Below are 12,698 nucleotides of genomic sequence, written 5' to 3' on the forward strand. Positions count from 1 at the left end.
GATGCGACGCATCCTCCTGTGGTTCCTGACCACCGTGAGCACCCTCGTCCTGCTCTTCGGCTACAGGACCTCGACCTCGTCCACGCTCCCCGACGACGAAGCGGCCGGCGGCTCCGCCACGCCCTCGACGACGGCCCGGACCACCACTCCGAGCCCCACGACGACTGCAGGCTCGATCTCGGGCTCGAGTGCCCTGCCCGTCGCCGGCACGTTCACCGGCAGCACCGCCGACACCCGCTGGGGGCCGGTCCAGACCCGCATCACGGTGGCGAACGGACGGATCACCGCCGTCGACCTCGTGCAGTACCCGGACGGGAACGCCAAGGACCGGGAGATCAACGCGGACGCGATCCCGCAGCTCGTCGACGAGACGATCCAGGCGCAGACCGCCCAGATCGACATGGTCAGCGGAGCGACGGTGACGAGCACCGGCTACCTCGAGTCGTTGCAGAGCGCCCTCGACCGGGCCCACGGGGCATGACCGCGTCGACCCCGGCCCGCCCGCGGATCACCCGGTACGTCGAGCACGTCATGGGCCTGCCGATCAGCCTCGCCCTGCGCGGCCGGCACGCCGATGACACCGCGGGGCGCTCGGCCTGGCGTGCGGTGATGGCTAACCTGCGCGAGGCGGATCGCGTCTTCAGCACGTATCGGCGCGACTCGGTCGTGTCGCGGATCAACCGGGGCGAGGTCGGTCTCGGCGATCCGGGCGTGCCGTCCGAGCTGCACGAGGTGCTGGACATCGCCGACCGCGCCGGGCGCGCGACGAGCGGCGCCTTCTCCGCCTGGCTCCCCGGATCCGACGGCGAACGGCACCTCGACCCCAGCGGCGTCGTCAAGGGATGGGCGGTCGAGCGCGCCGCATCCGCGCTGCGCGCCCTCGACGACACCGACTTCTGCCTCGGCGCGGGTGGCGACGTCCTCGGCCGCGTCCTCGACCCCGATCTGCCCTGGCGCATCGGGATCGAGGATCCCCACGACCCCCGTCGCATCCTCGCCACCGTTCCGGTGCGCGACGGTGCTGTGGCGACCTCCGGCACCGCGCACCGCGGCGCCCACGTGATCGACGTCCGCACGGGGCTCCCGCCGACGGGGATCGCGGCGGTGACGGTGATCGCCTCGACGCTCACCGAGGCCGATGTCGACGCCACCGCCGCCTTCGCCCTGGGGGCGGGCGCCGCGGAATGGCTCGGTCGTCGCGTCGGGAGGAGCGGGCTCGTCGTCGCCACCGACGGGACCATTGCTCGCATTCCGCAGGTGGGAACTCGGTAAGAACCGTCGCGGTGTCGTTGGCGCACGCTCGGTGCGCCGGAACGATGCCCCGTGTGTCGACGATCAGTGGGCTGCCGGCCCACATCCTGTTGGTCCACGCGGTGGTCGTGCTCATCCCGCTCAGCGCGATGCTCGTGGTGCTCGTCGCGGTGTGGCCGGCGGCCCGGGCGCGGCTCGTGTGGCCGACGGCGGCGCTCGCCGTCCTCGCGCTCGTCGCGGTGCCGCTGACCACGGAGGCGGGGGAGTGGCTCGAGCACAGGGTGGCCCGTACTCCCCTCGTGCGCGCCCACACCGAGCTGGGGGACTACATGCTGCCGTGGGCGATCGGGCTCGCCCTGGTGGCGCTGGGAATCCTGGCCCGCCAGGTCCTCGAGGTTCGCGGCGCGCGGGCGGTCGCCGGCGACACCCGGGGTCTCGGCCGCCGGTCCCGCGGCGACGTCGCGGTGACGGTGGTCGTGGCGGTGATCGCCGTCATCGTCGCCGCGGGTTCGGTGCTGACCGTGTACCGCATCGGCGACTCCGGCGCCCGGGCCGCGTGGACCGGACAGTTCTCCGAGCAGGCCCAGCTCCCGCCCGGTGGAGGCCCGGCCCCAGAGGGCGGATGACCGGCCGGCCTGGGTCGCCGACTCCCCGGCTCGCCGCCACCGCGGGCGGGATCACGACGTGCGCCCGGCGCGGCGGCGGTCACGGACGAGCTCGACGACGACCGGGACCAGGGACACGACCACGACCACCGCGATGATCGGCAGCAGGTACTGGTCCACCCCGGGGATCGAGGCGCCGAGCAGGTGCCCGGCCAGAGTGAGACCGATCGCCCAGACGACGCCGCCGACGATCTGCCAGAGCGTGAACGTCGCCACGGGGACCCGCAGCGCCCCGGCCACCGGGTTGACCACGGTGCGGACCACCGGGACGAACCGGGCCAGCACGATCGCCTTGCCGTAGCCGTAGCGCCGGAGGAAGCCGTCCGCCCGGTCCATGGCCCCGCGGAGTCGCGGGGAGCGGTTCGCGGAACGGAGCGCCGGTCCCGCCCGGCGGCCGATCCACCAGCCGCACTGGGCGCCGAGGACAGCCCCGAGCGGGGCGCCGACGAGGACCGCGGCCAGGGGCAGGTGGGCGGGGGAGCCGACCGCGGTGGCGGTGAGGACCCCGGCGGTGAACAGCAAGGAGTCCCCGGGCAGGAAGAAGCCGACCAGGAGCCCGGTCTCGACGAAGAGCACCAGCGGCACGGCGGCCACCCCGAGGAGCGCGATCCACCACGCGGGGTCGAGGAGGTTCATCGCCGGCACCCCTCGCCCCGACGGGTCCGACACCCACTTCTCATGCTCCCCAGCGTGCGCCCCGTTGAGTGTGAGCGGGATGTACGCGTGGTCATGCCAGCTGCACGGGGAGGGCGGCCTTCTCGCTGGGGCAGTGCGCCACCTCTGCGGGCGCGGCTTCCCACGGACGCAACGTCGTGAACTCGCTGGTCCGTTGAGTCGCACCGCCGAGGGCGGCATGCTGACCTGATTCGGCCCGCGACTCGTCCACACCAGGGCGAGGTCGGTCGGGCGAGGAGGTCGACGATGCAGTACTGGACGACCGGCGACCGGCCGGAGCGAGAGCAGTTCAGCTACTGGCGCGAGGTCATCTGCGAGGCGTTCACACCGCTGGCGACCCGACGCACGTCGGTGCATCGTGCGGCCGGCCCTCGTCCGCAGGGCATCGACAGCTGGGTGCGCTCGAGGATGCTCACCTCGACCAACACCGCCGAGGTCTCCTCGGAGACCCAGCTGATCTCGCACGGGGACGCGGAGGTCCGTCGCACCGACTCCCACCAGGTGTTCGTGAACCTGCAGCTCGACGGGCACTGCGTCGGGACGCAGGACGGCCGGCGCTGCATCCTCCCGGCGGGGAGCTTCGCGCTGTTCGACACCACCCGCGAGTACGACCTCGAGTTCGTCGCCGGCCCCGACTCGGGAGAGTGGCGGGTCGTGTCGTTCCGGGTGCCGCGCGCTCGGCTCCTCCCGCTGCTCGCCGAACCGCACGGCTTCACGTCGGTCGCCCACGACGGGACGAAGCGTGGCACGTCGAACCTCGTCGCCTCGACGATGATGTCGATCTGGCGCAACGCCGACGGGCTCGACACCGCGGCCGTCGACGCCGCCGAGTCCGCCTTCACGACGATGCTCGCCGCAGACGTCGGTGCGGGTCCGCTGCTCGTGGACACAGGGCGGGAGACGCTCGACGCGACGCTGCGGGCCGCGATCAACCGTCACCTCACGGCCAACCTCCGCACCGGGAACCTGACACCCCAGCAGGTGTCCCGGCGCTTCGGCATCTCCGTCCGCAAGCTCCACGCGCTCTACGAGGGCAGCGAGCGGACCTTCGCGCAGACCGTCACCGCCATGAGGGTCGACGCCTGTGCGCGCGAGCTGCTGACGGGCTCGACGAGCGGCTCGCTGTCCGACGCGGCGGCGCGGTGGGGATTCTGCGACCTCTCCCATCTCAACAGGGTCTTCAGGTCGCAGAAAGGATGTCTCCCCTCGGAGTACCGCGCCCGCGCCGCCGGTGCGTCCTAGAGGCCCGCCTCCGCCATCGGGTTGCTCGTCGACAGTCGGTTCTCGGCCAGAGCGAGCGGGTCGTAGCTCGGGTTGCGGAGCATGTCGTGCATCTGGCGACGCCGCACGCCCATGTTGCCGCCGTCGTAGACGGGGAAGCACAGGACGTCGTTCATGATTCCTGCGATCGGGGTGAGATCGGTGTAGGCGTCGATCCCGACGAGCCGCATCGCGTCGTAGGCGACCTGGACCGACGTCTCCGAAGCGAAGACCTTGGTGATGTTCGCGAGCTCCCGGTCCTTGCCGTTCGTCTTGTCGAAGTGGTCGGCGGCCTTCCACGTCAGGTAGCGCGCTGCCTCGATACGGATCTTGAGGTCGGTGAGCATGTAGCCGGCGTTCTGGTACTCGATGACCGGGTGGGGGCCGGAGCGGTTGTCGGTCCTCGCGAACTGGTAGGCGTAGTCGAAGGCGGCACGCATCCGGCCGATGCAGGCGGCGCCGATCGGTGCGCAGGTCCAGGAGAAGGTCTCCCGCACGATCTCCATGCCGTCGCCGGGTTCACCGAGGATGTTCTCCTTCGGCACGCGGACGTTCTTGAACTCCAGTCGCGGCGAGATGACGGCGCGATGGCCGGCGGTGTCGAGGATCCCGGTCACCTCGACACCGGGCGTGCCCTTCTCGATGACGATGACCGCCATCGACTGCTCGGGCGGCGCGTCCGGGTCGGTGCGGCAGACGAGACACAGGGTGTCGGGGCCCTCGCGGTTCCACCCCGTGCCGTTCGTGACGTAGTGCTTCGCCCCGTTGATCACCCACTCGTCGCCGTCGAGCTCGGCGAAGGTCTGGACACCGACCTTCGGGTCCGGCGAGTCCCAGTTGGCGCCGCCGCTGACCTCGGTGAAGCCGAAGGCGGCGAGGCGCGCGGTGCCGTCGACGAACCGGGGCAGGAAGCGCGCCTTCTGCTCGTCGTTCCCGAACCGGATGATCGGCTGGAGACCGAGGCCGGTGGCCAGGACCGCCGTCGGGGTGTTGATGTCGACGCGCGCGAGCTCCTCGGCCGCCAGGGTGAAGGCGAGCGAGGAGAACTTGTTGCCGCCGTACTCGTCCGGGATCAGGGCCTTGAGGAACCCGGCGTCGACCATCTGCTGGAAGAAGGGCCTGATGGCGTAGAACCGCTCCTCAGGCCCGGGAATCCCGTCGAGCGCGCCCGCGACCTGGGTCAGGACGCCATCGGCGAACTCCCGGGCTCCGGCGCGGAGCTGGAGCTGCTCCTCGCTCAGGGTGAAGTCGAGTCCCATCACGACACCTCGTCTCCGTGGCCGCGGATCCTGCCTCCGCGGCGGGTGGGCGAAGTGTGGGGCGGACCTGAGGTCCGACACTTGGACCTCAGTGCGGGGTGGGTGGAACGAGGACGCACCGTTCTCCACGTGCCCCGGAGACACCGCACGACGAGAGACGTCCTGCTCGGAGCCCGGCGAAGCCAGGCGCGGTGTCGACAGTCATCACTCTGCTGTCGGCAGACGTGTCTAGGATCGGGTGGCGAAAGGGGTGGCACCGATGAGCGTGGAGCCGTTGTCGAGCCTGGACCGCAGCACGCTGCGCGAACGCTCGCTGGCCGCGCTCCGCACGGCCATCACCTCGGGGCGCTATCGCCCGGGTGACCACCTCGGCGAGGTCGAGCTCGCCACCCACCTCGGCGTCAGTCGCGGCACCGTCCGCGAGGCTCTCCGGCACCTCCAGCAGGAACGCCTGGTCACGGCCGGCAACCGAGGGATGCTGCGCGTCAACCAGCTCTCCTCCACCGAGGTGCGCGAGCTGTTCAAGGTCCGCGCCGCGCTCGAGGGGCTGGCCGTCACCGAGATCATCAACTCGGGACGGCGTGAGGAGGCGGCGCGGACGCTGCGCGACGCCCTCGCCGACCTCGGTCGCGGCGACTTCGCGGAGCGCGTCGAGGCCGACCTCGGCTTCCACCTGCTGCTCTGCCGTCTCGCCGGCAACTCGATGCTCGTCGAGGCCTGGCGCGCGCTCGAGGGCCGCATCCGCGTGGCGATCATGAACGGCGACGCCGAGGGCTCGCCGGTGATGATGGCCGGCGATCGGCACGCCCCGATCCTCGAGGCGATCGAGAGCGGCGAGCCGGCCGACGCCGTGGCGGTCGTCGAGGACCACATGGCCGCGGCCGCCGAGCACTTCGCTCCCGCCGCCGACTGAGCCCGCGCGCTCCGCGCACGTCGGCGGGGAGCGCACCGATCGTCGCCGTCCGGTCCGACGATCTCCACGTGATCATCGCAGGTCAGCGCGGTCATCCCGTTGTGTGCTGACTGTTGACAGACTCGTCGTGGGACCTCACCATCGTCTCCAGCAGTTGACTGTTAACAGTCAACTGACCGGGGAGGCCGACGCGCGGCAGCCCACCCCGTCGAGTCCTCACCGATCAGCGGAGATCACCATGACCGAACGGAACGCGCCACCGGCCGGGCCCAGCACCCGCCACCCCATCGAGGGCACCGCCTCCCGCAAGCGCGTCGCGATCGGCGCCTCGGTGGGCGCCACCATCGAGACCTACGACTTCATCGGCTTCGGCATCGCCGCGGCCCTGTACTTCAACACCGTCTTCTTCCCCGCGAACGACCCGCTCTCGGGGACCCTGCTCTCGTTCGCCACGCTCGGCATCGGGTTCGCCGTCCGCCCGCTCGGCGGGATCATCGGCGGCTACCTCGGCGACAAGATCGGCCGCAAGCCGGTGCTCGTCGCGTCGCTGCTGCTGATGGGCGTCGCCACCGTCCTCATCGGCGCCCTGCCCACCTACGACCAGATCGGCGTGTGGGCCGGGGTCCTGCTCGTCCTCGTCCGTGTCGTCCAGGGCCTGGCCTTCGGCGCCGAGTGGGGCGGGGCCATCCTCATGTGCTTCGAGCACGCGCCGTGGCGCAAACGAGGTCTCTACACCGGCATCACCCAGGCCGGCTTCCCGGTCGGTCTGCTGCTGGCCAACCTCGCCTTCCTGGCCAGCGTGCCCCTGGGCGGCAACTGGGCGTGGCGGGTGCCCTTCCTGCTCAGCGCGATCCTGATCGCCGTCGGCATCATCATCCGGCTCAAGGTCGAGGAGTCCCCCGAGTTCGAGGAGCTCAAGGACGAGGGCAACATCGCGAAGAACCCGCTGACCGAGGTCCTGCGCACCGACTGGCGCAACATCCTGCGCGCGTTCTGCCTGCGCGTCACCGAGACCGCGGGCTACGCGGTCACGGTCACCTTCGTCCTGTCGTACCTGGTGAGCGAGGAGCTCGCCGACCGCAGCATCAGCCTCACGGCGACGATGATCGCCTCCGCGCTCGGCATCGGCGCCACGATCGGCTGGGGCGCTCTCACCGACCGCGTCGGGCGACGGCCGGTCTACCTCTTCGGCACCATCGTCACGCTGCTGTGGGGCATCCCGTTGTTCCTGCTGCTCAACACCGGCACCGCGGTCGCGGTCGTCCTCGCCTTCGTCGTCAGCTACGCGATCTGCCAGAACTCCCTCGCCGGCGTGCAAGGGGCCTGGTTCTCCGAGCTGTTCGCCGCCCGCACCCGCACCACCGGCGCCTCGCTGGCCTACCAGCTCTCCGCCGTGGTCTCCGGCTTCACCCCGCTCATCGCCACCGCCCTCTTCGCCGGCTTCGGCTGGATCGGCCCCGCTCTGCTCATCACCTTCTACGGCCTGCTCGGCATCGTCGCGACGCTGCTCACCCGCGAGACCTGGGGGCGCAGCGAGCGCGCCGAGGTGGAGGCACTCGAGCGGTCCCTGGCCCTTCCCTCCCCGGTGCGGGACGAGGCCCAGCCCGTCGAGTCCGCCGAGTCCGCCGAGTCCGCCGCCTCCGGCCGCTGACGGCCCGTCCCTCGATAGGAGGACCTCCATGACCTCACTGACCAGTCCCACAGCCACCGAGACCCCCGTGCGGAGCGATCCCGACCGCATCGCCGGGCTCCGCGACGCCGCCTACCGGATCCGCCGCCACGCCCTGGACATGGGCGAGGTGCAGGGCCAGGGCTACATCGGCCAGGCCCTCGGCGTGGCCGACGTGCTCGCCGTCCTGTTCGGCGACGTGCTCCGGTTCCGGCCGGAGGACCCGGAGTGGCCGCAGCGCGACCGCTTCCTGCTCTCCATCGGGCACTACGCGATCGCCGCCTACGCCGCGTTCGCCGAGGCCGGCATCCTCCCCGTCGAGGAGCTCGAGACCTACGGCTCCGACGACTCGCGCCTGCCGATGTCCGCCATGGCCTCGTACACCCCCGGCATGGAGATCTCCGGGGGGTCGCTGGGCCACGGGCTCGGCGTCGCCACGGGCATGGCCCTCGGCCTGCGACACCTCGGCCACCCGGCACGCGTCGTGAACCTCCTCTCCGACGGCGAGCTCGACGAGGGCTCCACGTGGGAGGCGGCCATGTCGTGCGCCCACCACGGGCTGTCGAACGTCCTCGCCGTGGTCGACGTCAACGGCCTGCAGGCCGACGGCCCGACCGCCGGAGTCCTGCGGATCGACCCGCTCGAGGACAAGTGGCGCGCCTTCGGCTGGAACACCCGGCGGGTCGACGGCAACGACGTCACGGCCCTCGTCGCCGCCGCCGACGAGCTCACCGCCGACCCGACCGCGCCGTCGGTCCTGCTCTGCGACACCCGCCCCGGGTACGGCGTCCCGATGCTCGAGACCCGCGAGAAGGCGCACTTCCTGCGGGTCGAGGAGCACGAGTGGCAGATCGCCCGCGACCAGCTCCTGGAAGGACACACGCGATGACCACGGCAGCCCCGAAGAAGAAGCTCACCACCTCGGCGATGATCGCGTCGTTCGCCGACCCCGACCAACGCACCACCCCTGCCCCCTTCGGGCACGCCCTGGCGCGGCTGGCCGAGGAGCGTCCCGAGATCGTCGGGTTGTCGGCGGACCTCGCGAAGTACACCGACATGCACGTCTTCCGGTCCGCCCACCCGGACCGGTTCTTCCAGATGGGCATGGCCGAGCAGGTGCTGCTCGGCGCGGCCGCCGGGATGGCCGAGGTCGGACTGGTGCCGTTCGCGTCGACCTACTCGGTCTTCGCCACCCGCCGCGCGTACGACTTCCTGGCCCTCGACATCGCCGAGCCCGGGCTCAACGTCAACGTCGTCGGGGGCCTGCCCGGCCTGACCACCGGGTACGGGCCGAGCCACCAGGCCACCGAGGACCTCGCGATCCTGCGCGGCTGCCCCAACCTGACGATCGTCGACCCCTGCGACTCGGTCGACATCGAGGCCGCCGTCCCGGCACTCGCCGACCACGACGGCCCCACCTACCTGCGGCTGCTGCGCGGGTCGGTGCCCACCGTCCTCGACGAGTACGACTACCGCTTCGAGCTCGGCAAGGCCGCCGAGCTGCGCACCGGACGCGACGTCCTGCTCATCTCCACCGGTCTGATGACCATGCGGGCCCTGCAGGCCGCCGCCCGCCTCGAGGCCGACCACGTCGACGTCGCCGTGCTGCACGTGCCGACGGTCAAGCCGCTCGATCGCGAGGCGATCGTCCGTGCCGCCCGCTCCGACCGGCTGATCCTGACCTGCGAGAACCACACCGTCATCGGCGGTCTGGGCGAGGCCGTCGCGACCTCGTTGGCCCTTGCCGGCGTCTCCGCCCGCTTCGGGCAGATCGGGTTGCCCGACGAGTTCCTCGCCGCCGGCGCCCTGCCCACGCTGCACGACCGCTACGGCCTGTCCACCGACGCCGTCGTCGCCCGCATCAAGGCCGAGCTGAACGACCGCGCGCCCTGGCCGGCCGACCCCTCGCCGCCCTCCGCCTGACCCGCCCGAGCTCCAGGAGACCCCTGTGTCCACGTCCGACATGACCGCCGTCGTCACCGGCGCCGGTTCCCGCCGCGGCATCGGCCGCGCCACCGCCCACGCCCTCGCCGCCGCCGGCTGGAACATCGCGGTGCTCGACCTCGACGAGGCCGGCGCCAAGGAGACCGCCGACTCGGTGGCCGCCGCGCACGGCGTCGCCGCCCTCGGCGCGGCCTGCGACGTCACCGACGACGCCTCGGTCGACATCGCGCTGGCCACCGTCACCGGGGCCCTGCCCCCGGTCGGCGCCGTGGTGAACAACGCCGGCATCACCTCGCCGGTGCCGTTCCTCGAGGTCACCGCCGCCGAGTGGGAGCGCGTGTTCGCCGTGAACATCCGCGGCGCCTACAACGTCACCCGCCGCGTCGCGCCCGGCATGGCCGAGCGCGGCTTCGGGCGCATCGTCTTCCTCTCGTCGGTCTCGGCCGAGCGCGGCGGCGGCGTCTTCGGGGGCGTGGCCTACTCCGCGGCCAAGGCCGGGCAGCTCGGCTTCGCCCGCGCCCTGGCCCGCGAGCTCGGCCCGGCCGGGGTGACGGTCAACAGCGTCGCGCCCGGGCTCATCGACACCGACATCACCGGCGGCGCGCTCGAGGGCGAGCGCAAGACCGCGCTGCTCGCCGGCATCCCCGTCGGGCGCAACGGGCGCGTCGACGACGTCGCCGACCTCATCACCTACCTGTGCCGGGAGGAGACCGGCTACATCACCGGCGCCACGTACGACGTCAACGGCGGCTCGCACATCCACTGAGTCCGGCCACGACGGGAGCCCGGCGCCCGGGGGCGCCGGGCTCCCGGACGTCATCCTTTGCGTATGACGTCGCCGCCCCGCGGCGGGCGGCACAGTCGCCGTCATGACGACCACGGTGAGCGCTGACGAGGACATGGACGCGGCGCGGCGGGCGATCGCCCTGCCCGACCACGTCGCATCCCCGTTCGGGGAGCTGACGTTCTTCGACGGGGTGCCCAGCGCCGAGTCGGTCCCGGCGATCTACGACATGCTCGACCTGAACCGGGCGATCGAGGTCTACCTCAACACCCTGCCCGGCGCCTCCCTGGTCGCCATGCGCCACGGTTTCCGCAGCGTCGGCCTCGACGGCAACGCGACCCTGGGCGTCATCACGCCCCGCGCCAACTCCGGCGCGTTCTTCCTGACCGCCAACACCGCGACGCCCTACGGCGCGATGTTCCTCGACCTCCGCGACGGCCCCCTCGTCGTGGAGAACCCGCCGAACACCCTGTGCGTCATCGACGACTTCTGGTTCCGCTACGTCGGCGACCTCGGCCTCGCCGGACCCGATCGGGGCGCCGGCGGGAAGTACGTGCTGCTGCCGCCGGACCACGACGGCCCGGCACCCGACGGCTACACCGTCCTGCGGACCCCGACCTTCACGAACTGGCTGATCGTGCGCGCCCTCGGCGGCGTGGACGACATCACCAGGACCCGCGTCTACCCGCTGGCGAAGGCCGACGACCCGCCCGCGACGTCCTACCTCGAGATCGGTGACCGGCACTTCAACACCATCCACGCCAACGACCACACGTTCTACGACGAGATCAACGCCCTCGTCCAGGAGGAACCGGCGGCCGCGCTGGACCCCGAACGCGCCGGCCAGTGCGCCGCCCTCGGCATCGTGCACGGGCAGCCCTTCGCCCCCGACGAGCGGATGCGGCGCATCCTCGCCCGGGCCGCCCCGCTCGCCGCGGCCGCCGCCCGGGCGATCACGTACTCGCCCCGCGATCCGGAGGCGTACATCGACCCCGACAGCCAGTGGCTCCACGGCTTCGTCGGCGGCAGCCACGAGTTCCTGCGGCAGCACGCGCGACTGCTCGACGCCCGCGCCCAGTTCCACTACTTCGCCACGGTCGTCACCCCGGCCATGGCCGCCGAGCACGTCGGCACCGGATCGGCCTACGCCTACACCGCCAAGGACGCCACCGGCGCCTGGCTCGACGGCGCCCGGGACTACCGCCTCCACCTGCCCGCCGGCATCCCGGCGAAGAACTTCTGGGCGGTCGACCTCTACGACACCCAGACCCGGTCCCTGCTCGAGGTCGACGACCCCCACCCCTCGGTGGTGAGCCTCGACCCCGCCGTGCAGGCGAACGACGACGGCAGCGTCGACCTCTTCTTCGGGCCGAGCGCGCCGGCCGGACGGGAGTCCCACTGGGTCCAGACCGTGCCCGGCAAGTCCTGGTTCACCATCCTGCGGCTCTACGGCCCGCTCGAGTCCTGGTTCGACAAGACCTGGCGACCCGGCGAGATCGAGCTGGTCACCTGAGAGAGAGGCGGGCGAGGGATCAGCGGCTCTCGCGGTCGGTGCCGAGCCCGGCCGAGCGCTTCCCGGTCTCGCTGGTGAGCCAGCGTGCGACGTCGGTGAGCTTCATGTTGGTCTCCTGGGAGGACTTGACCAGCATCTGGAACGCGGCCTCGTCGTCGAGGGAGAAGCGTTCCATCAGGATGCCCTTGGCCTGCCCGATCTGGTCGCGGCTGTCCACGGCCCGCTGCAGGTTCGCGGCCGTATCGGCGCCGTAGAGCAGCATCGCGGCCTGGATGCCGAACAGCCCCGCCAGGGTGCGGGCGTCCTCGTCGAACGCGTCCGCGGTGGCCGAGTACAGGTTCAGGGCGGCCCGCGGGCCCCCGTTGGCGGAGAGCTGGGTCGACATCAGCGCCCGATAGCCGGCCTCCACCGCCTGCGGGGCGAACCGCGGCCACCGCTGGGCGTCGTCGCCGGCGAGGTCGCGCGCGATCACGAGCCCGTCCTCGGGCGGGTCCTCGATCGCCGAGATGCAGGGCCCTTCGTTCAGCTCGCTCTGCGTGCGGTCGAGCTTGCCGATCGCCTCCGTCGTGGGGTGGCGGGTCTCGATGCGCCCGTGGTGGGTGAGGGAGATGCTGCCCGCGTCCACCCCCGGGATCGTGGCCACCGCCGAGGTGACGATCTGCCCGAGGGTCTCCTCCAGGTCGCGGATGCTGCGCCTCCTCGCCAGACCACGGGCGGCCTGGCGCAGGGCGGTGACGAGATCGTCGTGTCGGGAGGAGTTCATGG

General features: G+C 71.9%; 13 protein-coding genes. 10 read left to right on the forward strand and 3 right to left on the reverse strand.

The window, feature by feature from the left end; all coding sequences use genetic code 11:
* Nucleotide 1 precedes the first annotated feature (1 nt).
* From ACQPYN_RS00255 to ACQPYN_RS00265, 3 genes are read left to right on the forward strand one after another with little or no spacing between them, the layout of a single operon-like run.
* A complete protein-coding gene (locus ACQPYN_RS00255) occupies nucleotides 2-481 on the forward strand; it encodes an FMN-binding protein (RefSeq protein WP_433031823.1) in 480 nt (159 codons plus the stop codon).
* Nucleotides 478-1,272: an FAD:protein FMN transferase gene (locus ACQPYN_RS00260; RefSeq protein WP_433031826.1), complete on the forward strand. Its 795-nt coding sequence runs from the start codon at nucleotides 478-480 to the stop codon at nucleotides 1,270-1,272. Before ACQPYN_RS00255 ends, ACQPYN_RS00260 begins: the two co-directional genes overlap by 4 nt.
* A gap of 53 nt (nucleotides 1,273-1,325) precedes the next feature.
* Complete coding sequence (locus tag ACQPYN_RS00265; protein WP_433031829.1) at nucleotides 1,326-1,877, forward strand: hypothetical protein; 552 nt, start codon at nucleotides 1,326-1,328, stop codon at nucleotides 1,875-1,877.
* Between the two features lie 51 nt (nucleotides 1,878-1,928).
* Here the strand turns inward: ACQPYN_RS00265 and ACQPYN_RS00270 are convergent, their stop codons facing one another.
* Entirely contained in the window at nucleotides 1,929-2,552 is a 624-nt protein-coding gene (locus ACQPYN_RS00270; RefSeq protein ID WP_433031833.1) for a DedA family protein, read from the reverse strand.
* 285 nt (nucleotides 2,553-2,837) lie between these two features.
* Between ACQPYN_RS00270 and ACQPYN_RS00275 the strand changes: the two genes are divergently transcribed.
* Nucleotides 2,838-3,833: a helix-turn-helix domain-containing protein gene (locus ACQPYN_RS00275; RefSeq protein ID WP_433031836.1), complete on the forward strand. Its 996-nt coding sequence runs from the start codon at nucleotides 2,838-2,840 to the stop codon at nucleotides 3,831-3,833.
* On the opposite strand, the gene ACQPYN_RS00280 is transcribed toward ACQPYN_RS00275, so the two are convergent.
* Entirely contained in the window at nucleotides 3,830-5,110 is a 1,281-nt protein-coding gene (locus ACQPYN_RS00280; RefSeq protein WP_433031839.1) for an acyl-CoA dehydrogenase family protein, read from the reverse strand. The two genes, ACQPYN_RS00275 and ACQPYN_RS00280, sit on opposite strands and share 4 nt — an antisense overlap.
* Nucleotides 5,111-5,369: 259 nt before the next feature.
* Here ACQPYN_RS00280 and ACQPYN_RS00285 point away from each other — a divergent pair, with 259 nt between their 5' ends.
* From ACQPYN_RS00285 to ACQPYN_RS00310, 6 genes are all read left to right on the forward strand, one after another.
* On the forward strand, nucleotides 5,370-6,023 hold the full coding sequence (locus ACQPYN_RS00285; RefSeq protein ID WP_433031842.1) for a GntR family transcriptional regulator: 654 nt from the start codon (nucleotides 5,370-5,372) through the stop codon (nucleotides 6,021-6,023).
* Nucleotides 6,024-6,261: 238 nt separating this feature from the next.
* Nucleotides 6,262-7,674 (forward strand): MFS transporter, encoded by a 1,413-nt coding sequence (locus tag ACQPYN_RS00290; protein WP_433031845.1) that lies wholly within the window; start codon nucleotides 6,262-6,264, stop codon nucleotides 7,672-7,674.
* A gap of 28 nt (nucleotides 7,675-7,702) precedes the next feature.
* The gene (locus ACQPYN_RS00295; protein ID WP_433031848.1) at nucleotides 7,703-8,581 is read left to right on the forward strand and encodes a transketolase; all 879 of its coding nucleotides are present in this window, start codon (nucleotides 7,703-7,705) and stop codon (nucleotides 8,579-8,581) included.
* Entirely contained in the window at nucleotides 8,578-9,615 is a 1,038-nt protein-coding gene (locus tag ACQPYN_RS00300) for a transketolase family protein (protein ID WP_433031851.1), read from the forward strand. The genes ACQPYN_RS00295 and ACQPYN_RS00300 overlap by 4 nt, the downstream gene beginning before the upstream one ends.
* Before the next feature lie 25 nt (nucleotides 9,616-9,640).
* Nucleotides 9,641-10,402, forward strand: coding sequence for an SDR family NAD(P)-dependent oxidoreductase (locus tag ACQPYN_RS00305; protein WP_433031854.1), 762 nt, complete (start codon nucleotides 9,641-9,643; stop codon nucleotides 10,400-10,402).
* 103 nt (nucleotides 10,403-10,505) lie between these two features.
* Nucleotides 10,506-11,933 (forward strand): DUF1254 domain-containing protein, encoded by a 1,428-nt coding sequence (locus ACQPYN_RS00310; RefSeq protein ID WP_433031857.1) that lies wholly within the window; start codon nucleotides 10,506-10,508, stop codon nucleotides 11,931-11,933.
* A 19-nt stretch (nucleotides 11,934-11,952) separates the two neighbouring features.
* Here the strand turns inward: ACQPYN_RS00310 and ACQPYN_RS00315 are convergent, their stop codons facing one another.
* A complete protein-coding gene (locus ACQPYN_RS00315; RefSeq protein ID WP_433031860.1) occupies nucleotides 11,953-12,696 on the reverse strand; it encodes a GAF and ANTAR domain-containing protein in 744 nt (247 codons plus the stop codon).
* Nucleotides 12,697-12,698 lie beyond the last annotated feature (2 nt).

Origin of the sequence: Actinomycetospora sp. CA-053990, assembly GCF_050948445.1 — a bacterium.
In the GTDB taxonomy this organism is placed as follows: Bacteria; Actinomycetota; Actinomycetes; order Mycobacteriales; family Pseudonocardiaceae; genus Actinomycetospora; species Actinomycetospora callitridis.